Annotated in this window: 17 protein-coding genes, 1 tRNA gene and 1 pseudogene; 7 read left to right on the top strand and 12 right to left on the bottom strand. The window is 68.4% G+C overall.

The genetic code is table 11. The features are described from left to right. Nucleotide 1: 1 nt before the first annotated feature. From hutU to hutH, 3 genes are read right to left on the bottom strand one after another with little or no spacing between them, the layout of a single operon-like run. On the bottom strand, nt 2-1,690 hold the full coding sequence (hutU, locus tag HW466_RS30235; protein ID WP_040144611.1) for a urocanate hydratase: 1,689 nt from the start codon (nt 1,688-1,690) through the stop codon (nt 2-4). A 39-nt stretch (nt 1,691-1,729) separates the two neighbouring features. Further along, nucleotides 1,730-2,425 carry a histidine utilization repressor gene (hutC, locus tag HW466_RS30230; RefSeq protein ID WP_044847652.1) on the bottom strand — a complete coding sequence of 232 codons (696 nt, stop codon included), beginning with the start codon at nt 2,423-2,425 and terminating at the stop codon, nt 1,730-1,732. A 4-nt stretch (nt 2,426-2,429) separates the two neighbouring features. Then, nucleotides 2,430-3,953, bottom strand: a complete 1,524-nt coding sequence (gene hutH / locus HW466_RS30225; protein ID WP_059546725.1) for a histidine ammonia-lyase — start codon at nt 3,951-3,953, stop codon at nt 2,430-2,432. 225 nt (nt 3,954-4,178) lie between these two features. Between hutH and HW466_RS30220 the strand changes: the two genes are divergently transcribed. Next, on the top strand, nt 4,179-5,099 hold the full coding sequence (locus tag HW466_RS30220) for a glutamate/aspartate ABC transporter substrate-binding protein (protein WP_151005813.1): 921 nt from the start codon (nt 4,179-4,181) through the stop codon (nt 5,097-5,099). A 21-nt stretch (nt 5,100-5,120) separates the two neighbouring features. Here the strand turns inward: HW466_RS30220 and HW466_RS30215 are convergent, their stop codons facing one another. After that, entirely contained in the window at nt 5,121-5,882 is a 762-nt protein-coding gene (locus HW466_RS30215; RefSeq protein ID WP_174906007.1) for a 4'-phosphopantetheinyl transferase family protein, read from the bottom strand. A 142-nt stretch (nt 5,883-6,024) separates the two neighbouring features. Further along, nucleotides 6,025-7,068, bottom strand: a complete 1,044-nt coding sequence (locus tag HW466_RS30210; RefSeq protein WP_174906006.1) for an alpha/beta hydrolase family protein — start codon at nt 7,066-7,068, stop codon at nt 6,025-6,027. Between the two features lie 121 nt (nt 7,069-7,189). Between HW466_RS30210 and HW466_RS30205 the strand changes: the two genes are divergently transcribed. Further along, on the top strand, nt 7,190-8,131 hold the full coding sequence (locus HW466_RS30205) for a LysR substrate-binding domain-containing protein (RefSeq protein ID WP_174906005.1): 942 nt from the start codon (nt 7,190-7,192) through the stop codon (nt 8,129-8,131). 295 nt (nt 8,132-8,426) lie between these two features. Continuing rightward, nucleotides 8,427-9,659 (top strand): MFS transporter, encoded by a 1,233-nt coding sequence (locus tag HW466_RS30200; RefSeq protein ID WP_174906004.1) that lies wholly within the window; start codon nt 8,427-8,429, stop codon nt 9,657-9,659. A 197-nt stretch (nt 9,660-9,856) separates the two neighbouring features. On the opposite strand, the pseudogene HW466_RS30195 reads toward HW466_RS30200, so the two are convergent. From HW466_RS30195 to HW466_RS30185, 3 genes and pseudogenes are all read right to left on the bottom strand, one after another. Continuing rightward, nucleotides 9,857-10,012 (bottom strand): annotated as a pseudogene (locus HW466_RS30195) (deoxyribodipyrimidine photo-lyase); the annotation flags it as partial. 118 nt (nt 10,013-10,130) lie between these two features. Beyond that, complete coding sequence (locus HW466_RS30190; protein WP_174906011.1) at nt 10,131-11,117, bottom strand: acetyltransferase; 987 nt, start codon at nt 11,115-11,117, stop codon at nt 10,131-10,133. Nucleotides 11,118-11,133: 16 nt separating this feature from the next. Then, nucleotides 11,134-11,871: an SDR family oxidoreductase gene (locus tag HW466_RS30185; RefSeq protein ID WP_244138244.1), complete on the bottom strand. Its 738-nt coding sequence runs from the start codon at nt 11,869-11,871 to the stop codon at nt 11,134-11,136. A 326-nt stretch (nt 11,872-12,197) separates the two neighbouring features. On the opposite strand from HW466_RS30185, the gene HW466_RS30180 reads away from it, so the two are divergent. Both HW466_RS30180 and HW466_RS30175 read left to right on the top strand, forming a co-directional pair. Beyond that, nucleotides 12,198-13,559 (top strand): MFS transporter, encoded by a 1,362-nt coding sequence (locus tag HW466_RS30180; RefSeq protein WP_059502981.1) that lies wholly within the window; start codon nt 12,198-12,200, stop codon nt 13,557-13,559. Continuing rightward, nucleotides 13,546-14,595, top strand: coding sequence for a lactonase family protein (locus HW466_RS30175; RefSeq protein ID WP_174906003.1), 1,050 nt, complete (start codon nt 13,546-13,548; stop codon nt 14,593-14,595). Before HW466_RS30180 ends, HW466_RS30175 begins: the two co-directional genes overlap by 14 nt. A gap of 89 nt (nt 14,596-14,684) precedes the next feature. On the opposite strand, the gene HW466_RS30170 is transcribed toward HW466_RS30175, so the two are convergent. Beyond that, on the bottom strand, nt 14,685-15,722 hold the full coding sequence (locus tag HW466_RS30170; RefSeq protein WP_059546754.1) for an AraC family transcriptional regulator: 1,038 nt from the start codon (nt 15,720-15,722) through the stop codon (nt 14,685-14,687). 226 nt (nt 15,723-15,948) lie between these two features. Between HW466_RS30170 and HW466_RS30165 the strand changes: the two genes are divergently transcribed. Further along, nucleotides 15,949-17,061, top strand: coding sequence for a fatty acid desaturase (locus tag HW466_RS30165; RefSeq protein ID WP_151005966.1), 1,113 nt, complete (start codon nt 15,949-15,951; stop codon nt 17,059-17,061). Nucleotides 17,062-17,113: 52 nt separating this feature from the next. On the opposite strand, the gene HW466_RS30160 is transcribed toward HW466_RS30165, so the two are convergent. Then, nucleotides 17,114-17,734: an HAD family hydrolase gene (locus HW466_RS30160; RefSeq protein ID WP_151005967.1), complete on the bottom strand. Its 621-nt coding sequence runs from the start codon at nt 17,732-17,734 to the stop codon at nt 17,114-17,116. Nucleotides 17,735-17,956: 222 nt separating this feature from the next. Between HW466_RS30160 and HW466_RS30155 the strand changes: the two genes are divergently transcribed. Further along, nucleotides 17,957-18,047 (top strand) — tRNA-Ser (locus tag HW466_RS30155). A gap of 87 nt (nt 18,048-18,134) precedes the next feature. Here the strand turns inward: HW466_RS30155 and HW466_RS30150 are convergent. Next, nucleotides 18,135-20,150: a sodium:solute symporter family protein gene (locus HW466_RS30150; RefSeq protein ID WP_060347215.1), complete on the bottom strand. Its 2,016-nt coding sequence runs from the start codon at nt 20,148-20,150 to the stop codon at nt 18,135-18,137. Between the two features lie 3 nt (nt 20,151-20,153). Beyond that, the gene (locus HW466_RS30145; RefSeq protein WP_059546760.1) at nt 20,154-20,498 is read right to left on the bottom strand and encodes a DUF4212 domain-containing protein; all 345 of its coding nucleotides are present in this window, start codon (nt 20,496-20,498) and stop codon (nt 20,154-20,156) included. Nucleotides 20,499-20,724 lie beyond the last annotated feature (226 nt).

Here is a 20,724-nt window from a genome sequence, read left to right as displayed (position 1 = left end):
CTCAGCGGCCGAGCATCGGCAGCTTCAGGCCGGCTTCGCGGGCCGTCTGCTGCGCGAGTTCGTAGCCGGCATCCGCATGGCGCATCACGCCCGTCGCCGGATCGTTCAGCAGCACGCGGCCAAGACGCTCGTGCGCATCGGCGGTACCGTCGGCGACGATCACGACGCCCGAGTGCTGCGAGAAGCCCATGCCGACGCCACCGCCGTGGTGCAGCGACACCCACGATGCGCCGCCTGCCGTGTTCAGCAGCGCGTTCAGCAGCGGCCAGTCGCTCACGGCGTCCGAGCCGTCCTTCATCGATTCCGTCTCGCGGTTCGGGCTCGCGACCGAACCGGTGTCGAGGTGGTCGCGGCCGATCACGATCGGCGCCTTCAGTTCGCCGTTCTTCACCATCTCGTTGAACGCCTGGCCGAGGCGATAGCGATCCTTCACGCCGACCCAGCAGATCCGTGCCGGCAGGCCCTGGAACGCGATGCGCTCACGTGCCATGTCGAGCCAGTTGTGCAGGTGCGGATCGTCGGGGATCAGCTCCTTCACCTTCTGGTCGGTCTTGTAGATGTCTTCCGGATCGCCCGACAGCGCGACCCAGCGGAACGGGCCCTTGCCTTCGCAGAACAGCGGGCGGATATAGGCCGGCACGAAGCCCGGGAAGTCGAAAGCATTCTCGACGCCCATCTCCAGCGCCATCTGGCGGATGTTGTTGCCGTAGTCGAGCGTGGCCGCGCCGCGTTCCTGCAGCGTGAGCATCGCGCGAACCTGGACGGCCATCGACTGCTTCGCGACCTTCACGATGCTCTGCGGATCGACCTTCTGCGCTTCGCGCCATTGCGCGACGGTCCAGCCTTGCGGCAGGTAGCCGTTGATCGGATCGTGCGCGCTCGTCTGGTCGGTCACGCAGTCCGGCGTGATGCCGCGCTGGACGAGTTCCGCGAACACGTCGGCCGCATTGCCGAGCAGGCCGACCGACACCGGCTTGCCGGTGCGCTTCGCTTCGTCGATCATGCCGAGCGCTTCGTCGAGCGTCGTCGCCTTCTTGTCGACGTAGCGCGTCTTCAGCCGGAAGTCGATGCGCGTCTCGTCGCATTCGACCGCGATCATCGAGAAGCCGGCCATCGTCGCCGCCAGCGGCTGCGCGCCGCCCATGCCGCCGAGACCACCCGTCAGGATCCAGCGGCCCGACGGATCGCCGTTGAAGTGCTGGTTCGCGACCGAGAAGAACGTTTCGTAGGTGCCCTGAACGATGCCCTGGCTGCCGATGTAGATCCAGCTGCCGGCCGTCATCTGGCCATACATCATCAGGCCCTTGCGGTCGAGCTCGTGGAAGTGATCCCAGGTCGCCCAGTGCGGCACCAGGTTCGAGTTCGCGAGCAGCACGCGCGGCGCATCCTTGTGCGTGCGGAACACACCGACCGGCTTGCCCGACTGGATCAGCAGCGTTTCGTTTTCCTCGAGATCCTTCAGCGACGCGAGGATCTGGTCGTAGCATTCCCAGTTGCGCGCCGCACGGCCGATGCCGCCGTACACGACGAGCGCGTGCGGATGCTCGGCGACTTCCGGATCCAGGTTGTTCTGGATCATCCGGTAGGCGGCTTCGGCCAGCCAGGTCTTGCAGACCTTCTCGCTGCCGCGCGGCGCGCGGATCGTGCGCGTCGGATCGAGACGGGGATCGATGTGTTTCGGATGGTTCATGACGGCTGCTCCCGAGGGAAAGTGAATATCAAATAGGAATCAGAAATGCCCGGTGAAGCGATAACGGCTGCCGGGGTGCCACAAATTCGCCACCGAGGCGACGACGCCCTGCGACCAGGTACGCCGATGTAAAACCAGACACGGCTCGACGTCGTCCATCCGCAGCTGCTCGCGCCGCTCGGGCGCCGGGGCCGCCGCTTCGATCCGGTACTCGACGCGCTGCAGCGGTGCCGCGCGCATCAGGTAGAGGTTCGGCGTCGTGTTCGTGAAATCCTGCTCGGCATAATCCGGCGCGACGGCCGGATTCACCCACCGCTCTTCGAGCTGGACGGGTTCGTCATTCTCGAAGTGCAACACCTGCGAATAAAACAGCTTCGCGCGCACGGCCATCTGCATCTCGTCGGCGAGCGCCTCGTCGGCGCGGATCGTCTCGAGGCCGAGCACGCTGGCGCGGTACGCATGCCCGCGCGCGTCGACCTCCTCCGAGATGCTGCGGATCGCGACGAGCGTCGACTCGTACTTCGGCCGCGCGACGTAGGTGCCGGCGCCCTTCATGCGCGTGAGCACCTGCTCGGCCGTCAACTCGCGCAGCGCGCGGTTGACGGTCATGCGCGCGACCTTGAACTCGCGGGCCAGTTCGTTCTCGGAGGGCACCTGGTCGCCCTCCGCCCACTCGCCGGCGTGAATGCGGCCCAGGATGAAATCCTTGATCTCCTGGTAGACCGGCGCGCTCATGGGCTTACTGTTCCGACGCGAACGAGAACGGCGCGACCTTCGCGAACGCACGCTCGCCGACGAGCTTCGCGATCACCGCGATATCCGGCGCGAAGTAGTGGTCGAGTTCGTAGTGCGCGACCTTGCTGCGGATCGTTTCCATCACCGGCGCGAGCTTCGGGCTCGTGTGGTGCGGCGCGCGCAGGTCGACGCCTTGCGCGGCGGCCAGCAGTTCGATCGCGAGGATGTGCTTCGTGTTGTCCGCGATGTCGGCGAGCTTGCGTGCCGCGAACGTCGCCATCGACACGTGGTCTTCCTGGTTCGCCGAGGTCGGCAGCGAGTCGACCGATGCCGGGTGCGCGAGCGTCTTGTTTTCCGATGCGAGGGCCGCGGCCGTCACGTGCGCGATCATGAAGCCCGAGTTCACGCCGCCGTCCTTCACCAGGAACGGGGGCAGGCCCGACAGCGTCGCGTCGATCAGCAGCGCGATGCGACGTTCGGACAGCGCACCGATTTCCGACGCGGCGAGCGCGAGGTTGTCGGCCGCGAACGCGACGGGTTCAGCGTGGAAGTTGCCGCCCGACAGCACTTCGCCGGTATCCGGGAAGATCAGCGGGTTGTCCGACACGGCGTTCGCTTCGACCAGCAGCACGTCGGCCGCGTGACGCATCTGGTCCAGGCAAGCGCCCATCACCTGCGGCTGGCAGCGCAGGCTGTACGGATCCTGCACCTTGTCGCAGTCGCGGTGCGACTGGTTGATCGGCGAACCTTCGAGCAGCTCGCGGTACGACGCGGCCGCATCGATCTGGCCCTGGTGGCCGCGCAGTTCGTGGATGCGCGCATCGAACGGCTTCACCGAGCCGGCTGCCGCGTCGACCGACAGCGCACCCGCGACGAGCGCGGTGCGGTACAGGTCTTCGATCGCGAACATGTTGTCGAGCGCGAGCGCCGTCGACGCTTGCGTGCCGTTCAGCAGCGCGAGGCCTTCCTTCGCCTGCAGCGTGAGCGGCGCAAGGCCCGCGACGCGCAGACCGTCGAGCGCGCTGGCGCGCTCGCCGCGGATGAACACTTCACCGACGCCCAGCAGCACGGCCGACATGTGCGCGAGCGGCGCGAGGTCGCCCGATGCGCCGACCGAGCCCTTCACCGGGATCAGCGGCAGCACGTCGGCGTTAAACAGCGTGATCAGCGCATCCATCACCTCGCGGCGGATGCCCGAGTGGCCGCGGCCCAAGCTCGACAGCTTCAGCGCCATCAGCAGGCGCACCGACGAGCGCGCCATCGGCTCGCCGACGCCGACCGCGTGCGACAGCACCAGGTTCTTCTGCAGCAGTTCGAGCTGGTCGTGCGGGATGTGCGTGCTGGCCAGGCGGCCGAAGCCCGTGTTGATGCCGTATGCCGGCTCGCCCTTCGCCGCGATGTCGGCGACGGCCTTCGCGCCTGCGTCGATCTTCGCGAAGCTCGCCGGGTCGAGCTGGAGCTGCACGGATTCGCGAGCGATCTTGCGCAGTTGCGGGAGGGTCAGGTGGCCGGGGGTCAACGTAATCATGTGAGCAATCCTGTCTAGACAAGTTCGGGATGGATTGAAGTGTAGCCATCGCAACTTGTCTAGACAACCCCGTTTTTCACGATTTCGACTCGGGAGTTTCCCTGATATCCGGCGCGGCCCGCCGGGCCGGCTCCGCGGACCCCGTAGTTAACATATGTTGCAATTATTTTGTATTTGGCAACATACGGATCGACACTTCCTCATGACCCGCCACGGAGACCCGCCATGACCGTCCCGCCCCGGTTGACCGCCCGCCTCGGCCGCAGCCTGCTCCTCACCGCGTGCGCGCTCGCGTGCGGCGCGTCGCTCGCCGCGGAACCGCTGTCCGGCACGCTCGAGAAAATCCGCCAAGGCGGCCTGATCTCGATCGGCCACCGCGAAACGTCGGTGCCGTTCTCCTACGTCGACACGAACGGCAAGGTGATCGGCTTCTCGCAGGATCTGTGCGATCGCGTGATCGCCGCCGTGAAGGCGCGTACCGGCAAGCCGGACCTGCAGGTGCGCTTCATCCCGGTCACGTCGCAAAACCGCATTCCGCTGGTGCAGAACGGCACGGTCGATCTCGAATGCGGGGTCACCACCAACCTCGCCGCGCGTCACGCGCAGGTCGCGTTCTCGACGACCTTCTTCGTCGCGACGACGCGCCTGCTCACGCGCACGAGCTCGGGCATCCGCGACTTCCCCGATCTCGCCGGCAAGACGGTCGTGACGAACCAGGGCACGACGTCCGAACGCCTGCTGCGCAAGATGAACGAGGAGAAGAAGATGAACATGCAGATCATCAGCGCGAAGGACTACGGCGAAGGACGCCTCACGCTCGAATCGGGCCGCGCGGCCGCCTACATGATGGACGACGTGCTGCTCGCCGGCGTGCGCCAGCTCGCGGCGAAGCCGGCCGAGTGGACGATCGTCGGCACGCCGCAATCGTCGGAAGCGTACGGGTTCATGCTGCGCAGGGACGATCCGCAGTTCAAGGCGCTCGTCGACGGCGTGCTCGTGCAGCTGATGAAGAGCGGCGAGATCAACGCGCTGTACGACAAGTGGTTCATGAAGCCGGTGCCGCCGAAAGGCCTTGCGTTCGACTTCCCGATGAGCGATGTGATCAAGGCGCGCTACGCGGCGCCGAACGACGTGCCGCTCGAGTGAGCGTCGTGTGCCGAAGCGGGTTCAGCGTGCCCACGCGACGCACGCCGCGTAGCCGGGCGCCGCGTCGAGCCAGCCCGCATCGAACGCGGCCACGCCGGCCGCGGGCGCGGCCGGCTCGACGATCGTCGTCGCGGGCGTATCGTGTGTCTGCGCATCGCGCGGCGGCACGACCGCGAACGCGCGCAGCCCGCCGACGATGCCGGTGCCGAGCGCCTTCAGCAACGCCTCCTTCGCGGACCAGATGCGCATGAACGCGTCGGCACGCGCGGCGAGCGGCAGGCTGTCGAGATACGCGGCCTCGGCGCTCGCGCATACTTCGCGCGTCAGCGCACGCCAGTCGGTGGATCGATTGCAGCTTTCGATATCGACGCCGACACGGCCCGCCGGCGTCCATGCGATCAGCGCGTGATCGCCCGCATGCGACACGTTGAAATCGAGCGATGCGCGATGCGCGGCATCGAGCGACGGCCGCCCCGCTTCGTCGACGACGATCACGATGTCCTTCGGCGCCACGTCGAGCGCCGCGCCTAGCACGTCGCGCAGCGCGGCGCGCGTCGCGGCGCTGCGCACCGCATCCTCGTGCCGCAGGTAGCGCGCGGCGCGCGCGCGCTCGGCGTCGCTCAGAGCCGCATAGGCAGGCGATGCGAGCGGCACGTGCCAGTCGAAATCGATGCGCGCGACCTGCACGCCGGCACGCGACGCGGCAGCCGGCACGTCGAGCAGGCGCATTTGCCACGCGCGGGACACGTCGGCGGAATTCGCGGAATCGGGCGGAATGGACATCGGCATCGGGCAGCCAGTCGAACGAAACGTCCGATGTTAATCGATCGCGCGGCGCAGACGCCGATGCATTGCGAACGCGTTCGTCGTCAGCGGCAGCCGGCGCGGCCGCCCGATCGACGCGACGGCGTGCCCGCGTGCGCGCTCACCCGTGCGCGACGGCATCCGGCACGCTGCCGTCCGCCGGCCGCGCACGCTGCGCCGGACGGTGCGCGTGCACGCGGCCCGGCGCATCGGCCGGCAGCGCGCCGTATTGCAGCCACGACAACGCGACGGGCCACAGCGTGTCGGTGAAGCGGCTGTGGAAGAACGCGAAGTGGCCGATCGCGTCGACGCCGATGTCGCGCGGCGCGATCCGCAGATGCGTGACGTCGCTGCCCGTGTAGTAGCCGGCCAGCCGCTCGATCGCTTCGACCGTGCCGAACCCGTCGTCGTCGAGGCCGATCGCGAGCATCCGCGCCGGCAGCCGCGCGAAGCGCGCAGGCAGTGCGGCGCGGCTCGCCGCGGGTTCGGCGAGCAGGCCGTGCGTGTACGCGTCCTCGAAGCGCGCTTGCGCGCGCACCCACGACAACGCGACGCCGCGCGGCGTGTCCTCCATCCAGCCGAGCCGTTTCGCGGGCACGTAGCCGAACACGGCCGCAAGCGCCGGCATTGCCACATGCCACTTCCACCACATGCGCCACCGCTCTTGCTGCCGATAGTCGCGCCAGTACGCATATTGCGCGCCGACGGTCACCGCGTGGCGCACGTACGCGTTCGACGCCGCGAGCCCGAGCAGGCAGCCGCCGATGCTGTGCGCGACGACGTCGAGCGGCTGGCCGGGAAACGCGTCGCGCGCGTACTGCAGCGCGGCCTCGCAATCGAGCCGCCCCCAGTCGAGCCAGTTCGCACGCAGCTTCGCGAGCCGCGCGGGGCGCGATCCGCCGATCCCGCGATAGTCGTAGACGAGCACGTCGCGCCCGTGTGCGAAAAGCCAGGCCGCGAAGCGGAAGTAGTAGTCGCAGCGCACCGACGTCGCGCAATTGACGACCGTCACGGGCCGCGCGGCGCCGCTGCCGCGATGCCGCCACACGTAGCCGCGCAGCACGTAACCGTCGGCCGCGGTCAGCGTCACGGGCTCCGGCGGCAACGTGTCCGCCGCGCGCGACGCTGCCCGATCCGTGCCGGCTGCTTCATTCGAAATCGTCATCCCGTCTCCTGTGCGGCGCCGCATCGCGCGGCGCCCGCCGCTGGTCGGCCAGTCTCCATTGAACTTGACGCGCCCGGCGTTCTCAACCAATCTTGCTGCTCCGTTCGCATGAGCCATACGCATGTCAACGCCGCTCGTCCGTCTCCCGTCGCTGGATCTCGTGCGCGGCTTCGTCGCCGTCGGCCGCCGCATGAGCATCACGCTCGCCGCGCAGGACCTGTGCGTCACGCAGTCGGCGGTCAGCCGCCAGGTACATGCGCTCGAGGCGCATCTCGGCGTCACGCTGCTGCGGCGCGGCTATCGCAAGATCGCGTTCACGCCGGAAGGCGAGCGGCTGTTTCGCGCCGCCGACGCCGCGCTGCTGAGCCTGCAGGACACCGTCGCGTCGCTTGCCGCCACGCGCGAGCGCCAGCCCGTCACGATCACCGCGAGCATCGGCGTGACCGCGCTGTGGCTGCTGCCGCGGCTCGGGCGCCTGCAGGCGCGCCTGCCCGATATCGACTTGCGCGTGGCCGCGAACGACAAGGTACTCGATTTGCGCGCGGAAGGCATCGACCTCGGCATCCGCTATTGCCCGCGCGAGCGTGCGCCCGCCGGCGCGCTGCACCTGTTCGACGAAGTCGTCGTGCCGGTCGCGCACCCGGCGCTGGCCGCGCGGCCCGTGACCGGCGCGGCCGCGATCGCCGAGCACGTGCTGCTCGAGTTCGACGGCCCGCCGCAAACGCAACTGCAGTGGCGTACGTACCTGCACGCGGCCGGGCTCGGCGATGCGCGGCCGAAGGGCGTGCTGCGCTTCAACCAGTACGATCAGGTGATCCACGCCGCGATCGCCGGCCAGGGCGTCGCGCTCGGCAGGCTCGCGCTCGTCGCGCCGATGCTCGCGGACGGCCGGCTCGCGGTGCTCGGCCCGCACTCGCAGGCGTTGTCGGACGCGTACGGCTACTGGCTGTTCCGGCACGATCCCGCCCCGCGCCGCGAAGTCGCCGACGTGCGCGACTGGATTCTCGCGGAAGCGGCCGAATGCGACGCGGCAATACGCGCGTACGACGCGGCACGGCGGTAAGCCGCGAGCGCGTGCCCGCATCGAGCCGATGGTGGTGCGGCATTGCGCGCGACACGCGCGCAGCCGCAGGCGTGGCGCCGATGGCCGCTGCGCTGCATCGGCAGTGTGCGGTGCGTCGCAGCGACTCCACGGATCCGGCCCGTTCCGCCTTCGCGACCGGCCTCGCGTCCGAACCGCCTCGCATTCCCCACGTGCATGCGAACGCGACCGAATGATTGCTTGAGCGTGCCGCGACGGAATCGTCTAATCGGATCGAACGCGGCGTCGCGCCGCGCGCATTCATCCGGAGACCCGCATGACCCCGATCGAACGAGACACCCGGCGCCGCTGGCTGCCGGTGCTGGCGGGCGGCCTGATCATGGGCGCCGCGCTCGGCATCCGCCACGTGCAGGGGCTATTCCTCGCCCCCGTCACGCTCGACCACGGCTGGTCGCGCGAAGCGTTCGGGCTCGCGCTCGCGCTGCAGAACCTGATATGGGGCATCGCGCAGCCGTTTACCGGGATGATCGCCGACCGGTTCGGCTCGGTGCGCGTGATCGTCGCCGGCATGCTGTTGTATGCAGCCGGGCTCGCCACGATGGCGTTCGCCGCGTCGGCCGGCGTGTTTACGCTCGGCGCGGGGCTCGTGATCGGCATCGCGCTGTCGGGCTCGGCCTTCGCGTCGATCTACGGCGCGCTGAGCCGGCTGTTTCCGCCCGAGCGGCGCGGCTGGGCGCTCGGTGTCGCGGGCGCGATCGGCGGGCTCGGCCAGTTCTGCATGGTGCCGGTCGCACAGGTGCTGATCGGCGGCATCGGCTGGCAGCATGCATTCGTCGCGCTCGCGCTCGTCGCCGCGCTGCTCGCGCCGCTCGCCGTGCTGGTGCGCGACCGGCCCGCGCACGCCGCGAGCCGCGCCGACGGCCCCGACCAGTCGATCGGCGCGGCGGTGCGCGAAGCGTTCGCGCATCGCGGCTTCTGGCTGCTGAACGCGGGATTCTTCGCGTGCGGGTTCCAGCTCGCGTTCATCGCGACCCACCTGCCCGCCTATCTGCTCGATCACGGCCTGCCGGCGCGCCACGCCAGCGTCGCGCTCGCGCTGATCGCATTGACCAACGTGGCCGGCACCTATGCATGCGGCCATCTCGGCGGCCTGCTGCGGCGCAAGTACGTGCTGTCGGTGCTGTACCTCGTCCGCGCGCTGGCGATGGCCGCGTTCATCGCGGCGCCGTTGTCGCCCGCGAGCGTCTACGTGTTCGCGGCGGTGATGGGCTTCACGTGGCTCGGCACCGTGCCGTTGACGAACGGCGTGATCTCGCAGGTGTTCGGCGTGCGCTACATCGCGACGCTGTTCGGCTTCGTCTTCTTCGGGCACCAGCTCGGCAGCTTCTTCGGCGTTTGGCTGGGCGCGCTCGTCTACGACGCGACGCATTCGTATCTGCCGCTGTGGATCGGCTCGATCGCGCTCGGCGTGCTCGCCGCGCTGCTGCACCTGCCGATCGACGACGCGCGCATCGCGCGCCCGGTGCCGGGCAAGGCCGCGTGGGCATGATGCGCGTGGCGGTGGCCGTCGGCGTGCTCGCGTTCGTCGCGTGGTGCGGTGCGGCCTACTTCGACTCGGGCGTCGCGCTTGCACTGCTCGAGCACGTCGCGTTCTGCAACTGATACGGCAAGCCGCACCGCGCGCGTGGAGCGGCGGCTGCGGCTGGTGATGCCGGGTGACGCCTGTCGACCCTTCGGCAGCGTGGCCAGCGCACGCGCGGCACCTGCGCGCGCGTCGTCGACGTACACGCACACGAGCGGCCGGCCCGCCTCGACCGCGCGCGTGAGCGCTGGCTGGTCGGTCACGCGCAGATCGTCGCGGAACCACACGACGGCAGGAGCAACGGACGACTTCGCGGGCACGGGCGCCTCGGTCAGGAAACGGAAAAGCGAACGGTATTGCCGCGTAGTCGAGTGCGATCGATGCGCGCGGCACGGGATCACCGCACGGCGCGTGTCCGGCGTTGCGGGCCCGCGGCGTTCAGTCGAGACGGAAGGCCGCCTCGAAACGCTCGGCGAAGGTGTCGAACTCGGTTTCCGGCAGATGATTGATGCCGCCCGCGCGCTTGCGCCCGCCGCCGGTCGGAAAACCGCGGCAGAATTCGTCGGCGCCGATCGGCCGGCCGTCGGGCACGCGCACGCTGACGACGAGCCCGCCCTGCGCGCGCGGCGACAGCACCGCGAGCGCCGCATGCGGCGCATTGCGCATCCGCTCGTTCGCGAGCATCCCCGTCGCGCGCCGCGCCCACGGATGATCCGGCATCCTGATCAGTGTCGCGCCGGGCACGTCGCGCAGCGGCGCGAGCGCGCAGGCCCGCGCCATGTCGTCTCGATAGCCGTCGCGCAGCGCGGCGAACACCGGCGTGTCGCGCACGAAGTCGAGCGGGTCCGCACACGGCAGCATCGCGTCGGCCAGCGCCGCCGGATCGAAATGGAGATCGCCGACGCACTCGCCGTAGGCGTTGTAGTTCAGGTAGAGCCCGAGTTCGGCGAGCGTGCGGCGTTCGACGTCGTCGAGCCCGTATTCGCGCGCGAGCGCGTCGCCGAGCGCCGGCAGTTCGTCGCCGAACGCCGCGACGATCGCCCACCGTACATGACGGCCGCCGAGATGGCGGTTCACGAGCGCGCTCGTGCAGATGTCGGCGGACGTGTCGATGTACGCGTCGAAACGCGGATCGCCCGGCAGCTCGCCCGCGAAGTGATGGTCGAAGTAGCGGACCGCCGCGCCGTCGCGCAGCAGCCGCGCACAGGCGTCGCGATTCTGGTCGTGCGACACGTCGAGCACGGTCACGCGATCGCCGGCCCGCGCATCGATTCGCTCGAGCAGCCGGATGTCGCGCTTCACGCCGGTCACGAGCGTGCCGCGCTCGCCCTCCGCGAGCCGCAGTTGCTGCAGCGCGCACAGACCGTCCGCGTCGCCGTTGAACGCGAAGAAATGTCGTCCGCGGTAGGGTTCCCGTTCCTGCATCATCCGTCTCTTTTCCTCAGGGCATGAAGTCGCCGCCGTTCGCGTGCAGCGTCGCGCCGGTCACCGCGTTCGCGTCATCCGATGCGACGAACAGCGCGGCACGCGCGCAGTCGTCGTCGGCCGGCAGCTTCGCGAGCGCTATGTTCGACGCGATCGGCACGACGGTCTCGTCCTGCGTCACTCCGTACTCGGCGGCCGCCGGCCGCAAATACGTCTGCGGCGGCACGTCCCGCATCCAGCTCATGTGAATGCCGTTCGCCCGAATCCGGTGTACGCCAAGCTCGCGCGCGAGGTATTTTGCCGCAACCGCGAGCACACGCTTCGATACAGCGTAGCCGGATTGCCCTGCAAACGGCTTGCGGGCCACCTGCGTATCGATCGTCACGATTGCGCCGCGCGTGTGCCGCTTCATGTGCGGGATGAATTTCGGTGCGAGCGTCATCGTGCCGAACACGTTGGTGCCGAACACCGCGCGCCAGCAGGCGAGATCGGCTTCGTCGACCGCCTCCGGAAACGTGCCGCGCACGAATGCACAGTGCACGAGCGCGTCGATCCGGCCGAAGCGCTCGATCGCCTGCGTTGCGCGCTGCCGGCATTGCGCGCGCCGGACGATGTCGGTTCGCACCTTCAGCATTTCGCACGCGACGCCAAGTGCGCGGATCCGGCTTGCGCATCGTCGATGCTTTTCCATCGTGCGTGCCGCGACGACCACGCCGCGCGCACCCTCGCGTGCCGCCTCGACCGCGAGCTTCACGCCGAGCCCCGCCTCCGATCCCGGAAATCACGACGCTCTTGTCCTTCAGCAACGTGTTTTTTCGCCTGGTTGTCTTGGGCCTCGCGGGCGCCGTCAGCCGGCCGCCCGCCAGCGCCGTGCGTGCTTTATGTCATATGTCATCTGATGTGATGCGACGGACAACATCCTCATGACGCCCGCAGATATTTGACGAAATTCCGGGTAAACCCGCAACGTCATACGCAAATCCAACGCGTACCATGTCATACGACGACGTACTACAAAAATCGCCACCCTCGACGCCGACGCGGGCCATCGCCCCGTCCGCCGCCCGACCGGAGACTCCCTTGGCCACACCTGCCCTGCCCGGCCGCGACCCACTCGCGTCCGCCGTCTCGAAAGTGAAATGGCACGTGCTGCCGCTCGTGCTGATCATGTTCATCGCGAACTACATCGATCGCGTGAACGTCGGCTTCGTCGATCGCCACCTCGAGGCGTCGATTGGTATCGGCGCGGCCGCGTACGGGCTCGGTGCCGGCCTGTTCTTCGTCGGTTACGCGCTGTTCGAAGTGCCGTCGAACCTGCTGATGCAACGCTACGGCGCGCGCATCTGGCTCGCGCGGATCATGGCGACGTGGGGCATCGTCGCCGCCGCGATGGCGTTCGTGTGGAACGACACGTCGTTCTACGTGCTGCGCTTCCTGCTCGGCGCGGCCGAGGCCGGTTTCTTCCCCGGCGTCGTGCTGTACCTGTCGCAATGGCTGCCGCCGCAGGAGCGCGGCAAGGCGATGGCGATCTTTCTCGGCGGCTCCGCGTTCGCGTCGGTGCTGTCCGGGCCCGTGACCGGCGCGCTGCTGTCGATCCACGGCTTCGGCCTGCAGGGCTGGCAGTGGATGTTCCTGATCGAAGGGATGTTCTCGGTCGCGCTGTGCGGCGCGAGCTGGCTGCTGCTGAAGTCGCACATCCGCGACGCGACGTGGCTCACCGCCGACGAACGCGCGGCGCTCCAGAACGCGCTCGACGAAGAACGCGCGACCCGCGACGTGCGCTCGAAGGTGCACGTATCGGCCGCCACGCTGCTGCGCGATCCGCAGATCGTGCTGTTCTGCTTCCTGTATTTCTCGATCCAGCTCACGATCTATGCGGCCACCTTCTGGCTGCCGACCATCATCCGCAAGATGGGCGGCCTCACCGATTTCCAGGTCGGTCTCTACAACACGATTCCGTGGATGATCGCGATCGGCGCGATGTACGGCTTCGCGGTGCTGTCCGCGAAGTGGAAGCATCCGCAGCGCTGGCTGTCGTTCGCGCTCGTGCTCGCCGCGTGCGGGCTGTTCGCGTCGACGTCGCGCGATCCGGTCTGGTCGTTCGCGTCGATCTGCTTCGCCGCGCTCGGCTTCAAGGCCGCGTCGTCGCTGTTCTGGCCGATCCCGCAGGGCTATCTCGACACCCGCGTGGCCGCGGCCGTGATCGCACTGATCAATTCGATCGGCAACCTCGGCGGCTTCGTCGCACCGACGGCCTTCGGCTATCTGAAGCAACATACGGGTTCGATCACGGGCGGCCTGTATGCGCTCGCGATCGCGTCCGTCGTCGCCGCGGTCGCCGCGCTGTTCGCCCGCACGCACCGGCGCAGCGATCCGCCGCGCGGGCTGCCCGCCGACGAGTCCTTCACGAACACCTCGATGCTCCGCCATGCCGAACACTGACCGCCTGACCGTCGTCGTCTCGAATGCCGTCGACGGCGACCTCGCCACGTTCTCGCTCGCGTCCGACGGCGCGCTCGCGCCGCTCGCCCGCTACCCGGCCGGCGACGTCGCGATGCCGATCGCCGTGCAGGCCGACGGCGCGCGGCTGTACGTCGCGACGCGCGGCGAAACGCCGACGATCGTCGCATTCCGTGTCGCGACGGCCACCGGTGCGCTCGCCCGCATCGGCGCAACCGCGATCGACGCGAGCCTCGCCTATCTGTCGCTCGATCGCGGCAGCCGCTGGCTGCTCGGCGCATCGTATGGCGGCAACTCGCTGAGCCTCTACGACGCCGCTCGCGTGCGCGACGGCGACGGCGCGCCGCTGCAGGTCGCGCACGGCATCGCGAATGCACATGCCGTGGTCGTGTCGCCGGACAATCGGTTCGCGTACGTGAGCTCGCTCGGCTCGGACCGGATCTTCACGTTCGCGCTGGTCGAGGATGCAGGCGGCCTGCGCGTGCTCGAGCACGGCGAAACGCGCGTGCCGGGCGGCTTCGGCCCGCGTCACTTGCGCTTCGCGCGCGACGGCCACACGCTCGTCGCGGTCAGCGAATTCCAAGCCACGCTCGCGACGTTTTCGCGAGAGTCCGACAGCGGCCGCCTCGGCGACGCGCGGGTCAGCGCGCGCCACCCGGCCGTTGCCGATCTCGCGCAAGGCCATGCGCGCCCGCCCGCGCCGACCGTGCCCGCCGTGTGGGCCGCCGATCTCCATCTGACGCCGGACGAGCGTTTCGCGTACGTCAGCGAACGCACGTCGAGCCAGTTGCTCTGCTATCGCCGCGATGCGGACGGCACCTTCGAACCCGCGCACGCGACGGCCACCGAAACGCAGCCGCGCGGCTTCGCGATCGATCCGTCGGGACGCTGGCTCGTCGCATGCGGCGAGCAGTCGGAATACGTGGCGGTCTACGCGATCGCGCCAGATGACGGCGCGTTGTCGTTGCGCGCGCGTGTGGCCGGCGGTCGCGGCGCGAACTGGGTCGCGATCATCTGACGGATTGAATGACCGACGGATGGCACGATCCATTGATTGATCGATGCCGCGCGCACGACCGACATCGGCCCGCGCCGCCCGGCACACCGTCAGCGCCGCTCGCTCGGCGCGACGCCGGTCCAGCGCTTGAACGCACGCGTGAAATTGGCGCGGTCGGTATAGCCGACCCGCGCCGCGATCTCGTCGATCGGCAGACGCGTGCCCTCGAGCAACCGGAGCGCATCGCGCAGCCGGATCTCGTCGAGCAGCGCCGAATAGGTCGCACCGAATTCCGCGAGCTTGCGTTTGAGCGTGCGCGCCGACACGTGCAGCTCGCGCGCGACGTCGTCCACCGACGGGTAACCGGCGTCGCCGCAGATCAGCAGGTTGCGCACGCGCTCGACGATGCTTTCCGCGTAGCCGAGCCGCGCGAGCTCGGCCTCGCATTGCTGAACGATCATCTGCGCGGTCTGCGCGTTCGCGGTGCCGATCGGCTCGTCGAGCAGCGCGGCGTCGCAGCGGATGCGGTTCGCGCTCGCGTTGAAATGACAGCGCGGCAGCCGCGCGCGATAGCGCTCGAACCACGGCGGTTCCGGCCATTCGAAATGCAGCTCCGCGCGCGACTGCAACGTGCGCCCCGGCGCGGGATCGAGCAGCGAGTTGAACAGGATCGCCGTCTCGACCAGGAAATTTTCCACCGCGAACTGGCGCAGCCGGCCGAGCGCAAACGCCTCGAGCACGTCGATGTCGACGATCCCGTCGAGCTGCACGAGCCGCACCGAGAAGAACGGCACGCGCGTCGGCAGATAGCGGATGCCGAGCGCGATCGCTTCGCCGAGCGTCGCGCAACTCATCAGCCCGAAGCCGATCAGTCCGGATTTCGTGAGACTGCTGCGCAGGCCGATCTCGATCGCGATCGACGGATCGTTCGTCGCATCGAGCAGGTTGAACACGATCGTGGCCTGCTGCAGCGGCGTGATGCGTGCATCGGGCCGGGCGAGCCAGTCGCGCTCGACGCCTGAGCCGGCGAGAATCCGGCCGCCGTCGATGCCGCGCTCCTCGGCGAGCATCAGCATGAACAGCGCATACGCGGACGATACCGTCGCCTTGTTCAACTGGCGCGCGGCATCCGGAACGGACAGGGCCATGCGGCGGACTCCGGAGCGGTTTCGGCGGATTGTAGCGTCGCTGGCCCGCAATGACACCGCGGCATGCCTCTAGCGGCGGCGCACGACGGCGACAGCCCGCCCGTCGGTCATCGTGGCCCGAAATGACACCATGTTTGGCACCAGCGGCCCTCGCGCGCATGGCAGCGCACGCCTATGCTTTCCACGTCGGCATTGCGCCCCACCCTTTCCGCACGGATTCCGCTCGATGAGCCAGCCCGCACGAACCGTCTTTCGACATGACGCAGACAAGGTCGCGTACGTCCGCCGCGAGGTCAACGCCGCGAGCGACGCGATCCGCGCGCGCTTTCCGCTGCTCGACAACCAGAATCTCGTCGGCGCGACCGTGATGGCCGTGTCGGTGAGCGCGATGCTCGCGATCGCGTGGCTGTATGCGCGCGGCGCGATCGCGTGGTACGTCGCGCTGCCGCTCGCCGCGTTCGTCACGTCGCTGATCCACGAACTCGAGCACGATCTGATCCACCTGATGTACTTCAAGAAGACGCCGTGGGCCTATCACCTGATGATGGCGCTGTGCTGGCTCACGCGGCCGGGCACGATCAATCCGTGGACGCGCCGCCGCATGCACCTGCATCACCACAAGGTGTCGGGCGGCGAGTCGGATCTCGAGGAATTCGGCATCACCAACGGCGAACGCTGGGGCGTGAAGCGCCTGTTGATGATCGCGGACGGCATGCTCGCCGTCGTGCTGCGGCCGGATGCGATGCGTCGCAAGGTCCGGCAGTACGTGGCCGCGCAGCCGGTGCAGGATGCGGCCGAGCGCGCACAACTGCGCATCGAGCAGGTGTCATCCTACATGCCGATCGGTCACGCGTATTACGCGCTGTGGCATGCGTTCATCGTCTACCACGCCGGGCTGTTCGCGCTGCATGCGTTCGGTTATGCGGTGAGCGTGCCGGCCGTCGTCGCGCGCACGATGCACGTCGTCGATTTTCTCGCGGTCGTGTGGCTCGGGCCGAATTTCGTGCGCAGCTTCTGCATCAACTTCGTCAGCTCGAACATGCATTACTTCGGCGACATCGATTCGCGCAACGTGATCCAGCAGACGCAGGTGCTCAATCCATGGTGGATGCTGCCGTTCCAGCTGTTCTGCTTCAACTTCGGCAGCACGCATGCGATCCATCATTTCGTGGTGCGCGATCCGTTCTACATTCGGCAGTTGACCGCGCGCACCGCGCACAACGCGCTGCGGGAAGTCGGCGTGCGGTTCAACGACGTCGGCACGTTCAAGCGTGCGAATCGCTGGGGCGCGTATCGTCCGGTGCGCGGGGTGCGAAGCACGCAGCCGGCCGACGCGTAACGGCGGCGCGCGGCGTTGCCCGCCGTGGTGGCTCCGCCGGTCTGTCGGCCCTTCAGTCGCCGATCGGCGGCATCGGCCCGTGCCCGCGGATCCACGCCCAGTTCGCGAGTTCGGCCATTTCCTTGTCGCCGCGGCTGTCGCCGTACGCGAACAGTTTCGCGGGCAGCCGGTTGCCCCACCAGCCGCGCAGGCGCACGACCTTCTGCGGGCCCCAGCAGTTCTCGCCGTTCAGCCGCCCGGTGAACGTGCCGCGCTCGAACGCGAGGCGCGTCGCGAGCACCGTATCGATGCCGGCCGTACGCGCCCACTTCTCCAGATACACCGACGGCGACGCGCTCACCAGCACGACTTCATGCCCGCGCGCCTGATGTTCGCGCACCCGTTCCAGCATGTCCGGGCGCACGAGGTTCGGCAGATAGCCGTCGACGAAGCTGCGTGCGAGCGCGTCCAGCGCGTCTTCCCGGATCGGCCCGAGTGCGAACCATGCGAACTTCGCCTTCGCGTCGCCGCGCGACAACAGGCCGGCCTTCATCGCGACGAGCCACGGCAGCGCGCGCAGGCCGGCCCATGCGAAACGCGGCGTGCCGACCGCGTAGCGGACGAAATGACGGAAGCTGTCGGTGGTCGTGATGGTGCCGTCGAAATCGAATGCGGCGACGATGCGGTCGGTCATGGAGAGGCGGGAAAGCGCTGAGATGCCCGGGAAGATAGCAGACTCGGGCGGCCGTGCGTCCGGGCACGGGCGTGAATGGCGGCACGGCTCTTCTGTGCCGCCGTAATCCGGGCAGAGCCGCGCCGCCGCGCGCGCCGCGGACGGCGGCTTCCCGCCGATTTCCACTGATCGCCAAAGGGAGTGGCGATCCGCCGCCAGAGTTTGCTATACTCTCGGTCTTCCGGAGAGATGGATGAGTGGTTTAAGTCGCACGCCTGGAAAGCGTGTATAGGTTAATCGCCTATCGGGGGTTCGAATCCCCCTCTCTCCGCCAGGACACGTGAAGCCCCTTGATTCCGCTGAGAAATCAAGGGGCTTTTCTTTTTCCCACCGCGATCTCCCGCATCCCGAGCGCCCGCTCTCACGGATGCCGAATGTAATCCACCAACGCCCGCGTATATTCATCCGGCTGCCGATCGAGCAGACTCACCGCGATCGCCACCGCGAACCCCGCCGGCACGCCGAACACGCCCGAGCTGATCGGCTCGATCCCGAACCACGTCCGCCCGGCGAACCCGGTCAGCTGCGTGAAGAACGGATACGTCGACACGATGTAATACACGCACACCGCGAGCCCCGTCAGCATCCCGGCAATCGCACCGCGCGTCGTCGTGCGTTTCCAGAACACCCCGAGCACGAGCACCGGAAAGAAACTGGATGCCGCGAGCGAAAACGCCGCCCCGACCAGGAACAGAATCTTCCCCGTATTGAGCGACGCCACATACGACGCAAACAGCGCGACGCCCAGCAGCAACACCTTCGAGATCGTCACGCGCCGCTGGCTCGACGCATCCGGCGCGACCATGCAGTAATACACGTCGTGCGACAGCGCATTCGCGATCGTCAGCAGCAACCCGTCCGCCGTGGACAGCGCCGCGGCCAGCGCACCGGCCGCGATCAGCCCCGACACGACGTACGGCAGCCCCGCGATCTCCGGCGCGGCCAGCACGACCATGTCCGGCTGCATCTGGATCTCCGACCAGTGCACGATGCCGTCGCGAATCACCTCGACGACGCTGATCAGGTCCGGTTCGAAGTGATGCCACTGCGTGACCCACGCGGGCAATTCGGCGATCGGCCGCCCGACGAGATTGGTGAGGATCTCGTACTTGATCAACACCGCGAGCACCGGCACGCTCAGGTAGAACAGCGCGATGAAGAACAGCGTCCAGCCGACCGAACGCCGCGCGGATGCCACCGATGTCGTCGTGTTGTAGCGCGTGAGAATGTGCGGCAGGCTCGCGGTGCCGAGCGACAGGCACAGCAGCAGCGCGAGGAAATTGCGCTCGCGCGGCTTGCGCTCGTCGTCGTTCGCCGCGGGAAACGGCTCGTGCATCGGCACGGGCGGCTCGGCGCGTGCCAGCAGGTCGTCGCGTGCCTGCGTCCACGTCACGCGCGCCGCCGTCGCGTCGCGCGGGAAGTCGGCCAGTTCGCGCTCGCGCTGATTGATCTCGCGCAGCGGCCCGTTGTGGCGCCTCAAGTCCGCAAGCTGGTCGACGAGCCGGCGGCGCGCCTCCGCATACGACTCGGGCAGACGATCGAGCTGCGTCTGCACGACCGCGGCCTGCCGGCGATATGCATCGCGCACCTGCTGCTCCTCGGCTGCATCGCGCACCTGCGCCTCGCGCGCCGCCACGCGCTCCATCAGCTTGCCGTAATTGAACTGCGGCACCGGCCCGAGCCCGTTCTTCATCGCGATCAGCGACACGGGAATCAGGATCGCGCTGATCAGGATGATGTACTGCGCGACCTGCGTCCACGTGACCGCGCGCATCCCGCCGAGAAACGAGCACACGAGAATGCCCGCGAGCCCGCAGAAGATTCCGATCGCGAAGTCGACGCCGATGAAGCGCGTCGCGATCAGCCCGATGCCCTGGATCTGCGCGACCAGATAGACGAACGAGCACAGGATCGCCGCGCCGGCCGCGAGCGCACGCACGGCGGTGCTGGAAAAGCGCGTGCCGAGGAAATCGGGAATCGTGTAGCGCGCGAGCTTGCGCACGTACGGCGCGAGCAGGAACGCGACGAGGCAGAATCCGCCGGTCCATCCCGTCACGTACGCGAGCGCATCGTAGCCGGTTGCGTACAGCGAGCCGGCCAACCCGATGAACGACGCCGCCGACAGCCAGTCGGCCGCCGTCGCCATCCCGTTGAACGCGGACGGCACGCGCCGCCCGGCGACGTAGTATTCGACCAGGTCGGACGTGCGCGATAGCAGCCCGATCACCGCATACACGGCAATCGGCACGAACAGGAACACGTAGCCGATCCACACGCCGGAGCCGGTCGCACGCTCGATCCGCCACAACAGCAGCACGAACCCGAGAAAGCCGAGCGTGTAAAGCGCGTATGCGCGAATCAGTCGATGCGTCAGCATGGATCAGCGCGCATGGTGCGCATCGGCGGCCTGCGCCGCATGGTCGTCGTACGCGCGCCGCAGCACGCGGTCGGCGCGCTGCATCAGGCCGATGTACACGACGATCAGCACGAGATACACGAGAATCGCGCCCTGCGCGCCGATATAGAACGGGAGGCTGAAACCGGCGAAGCGAATGCCGGCGAGCGCGGGAGCGAAGAACGGCACGACGAACGACACCGTGAAGCCGATCGCCATCAGCACGACGATCAACACGACGTTGAAACGCCAATAGCGCGCATGGGCACGCGCGAGCAGCTCGGGAACGGGCGGCGGCGCGGCAGGCGCCGGACGGGACGAAACGGTCATGCCGTTATTTAGCAAAAAGCCCCTGCGCGGGCAATCGGGATTGCCGCGCAGGGGCTCGTGCGCGCAACGTGCGCAACCGGTGCGATCAGCGCACTTCGGCCAGCTGCTCGAGGATCGCCGGGTTCTCGAGCGTGGAGGTGTCCTGCGTGATCGCCTCGCCCTTCGCGAGCGAGCGCAGCAGGCGCCGCATGATCTTGCCCGAGCGCGTCTTCGGCAGGTTGTCGCC

Source organism: Burkholderia territorii, assembly GCF_902833055.1.
Taxonomy (GTDB): domain Bacteria; phylum Pseudomonadota; class Gammaproteobacteria; order Burkholderiales; family Burkholderiaceae; genus Burkholderia; species Burkholderia territorii.
This window is presented reverse-complemented; position numbering and strand designations above follow the sequence as displayed.

Excerpts from the sequence above, each read along its gene's own strand:
- hutU (WP_040144611.1), bottom strand. The coding sequence starts at position 1,690 with ATGAACCATCCGAAACACATCGATCCCCGTCTCGATCCGACGCGCACG.
- hutC (WP_044847652.1), bottom strand. The coding sequence starts at position 2,425 with ATGAGCGCGCCGGTCTACCAGGAGATCAAGGATTTCATCCTGGGCCGC.
- hutH (WP_059546725.1), bottom strand. The coding sequence starts at position 3,953 with ATGATTACGTTGACCCCCGGCCACCTGACCCTCCCGCAACTGCGCAAG.
- HW466_RS30220 (WP_151005813.1), top strand. The coding sequence starts at position 4,179 with ATGACCGTCCCGCCCCGGTTGACCGCCCGCCTCGGCCGCAGCCTGCTC.
- HW466_RS30215 (WP_174906007.1), bottom strand. The coding sequence starts at position 5,882 with ATGTCCATTCCGCCCGATTCCGCGAATTCCGCCGACGTGTCCCGCGCG.
- HW466_RS30210 (WP_174906006.1), bottom strand. The coding sequence starts at position 7,068 with ATGACGATTTCGAATGAAGCAGCCGGCACGGATCGGGCAGCGTCGCGC.
- HW466_RS30205 (WP_174906005.1), top strand. The coding sequence starts at position 7,190 with ATGTCAACGCCGCTCGTCCGTCTCCCGTCGCTGGATCTCGTGCGCGGC.
- HW466_RS30200 (WP_174906004.1), top strand. The coding sequence starts at position 8,427 with ATGACCCCGATCGAACGAGACACCCGGCGCCGCTGGCTGCCGGTGCTG.
- HW466_RS30190 (WP_174906011.1), bottom strand. The coding sequence starts at position 11,117 with ATGCAGGAACGGGAACCCTACCGCGGACGACATTTCTTCGCGTTCAAC.
- HW466_RS30175 (WP_174906003.1), top strand. The coding sequence starts at position 13,546 with ATGCCGAACACTGACCGCCTGACCGTCGTCGTCTCGAATGCCGTCGAC.
- HW466_RS30170 (WP_059546754.1), bottom strand. The coding sequence starts at position 15,722 with ATGGCCCTGTCCGTTCCGGATGCCGCGCGCCAGTTGAACAAGGCGACG.
- HW466_RS30165 (WP_151005966.1), top strand. The coding sequence starts at position 15,949 with ATGAGCCAGCCCGCACGAACCGTCTTTCGACATGACGCAGACAAGGTC.
- HW466_RS30160 (WP_151005967.1), bottom strand. The coding sequence starts at position 17,734 with ATGACCGACCGCATCGTCGCCGCATTCGATTTCGACGGCACCATCACG.
- HW466_RS30150 (WP_060347215.1), bottom strand. The coding sequence starts at position 20,150 with ATGCTGACGCATCGACTGATTCGCGCATACGCGCTTTACACGCTCGGC.
- HW466_RS30145 (WP_059546760.1), bottom strand. The coding sequence starts at position 20,498 with ATGACCGTTTCGTCCCGTCCGGCGCCTGCCGCGCCGCCGCCCGTTCCC.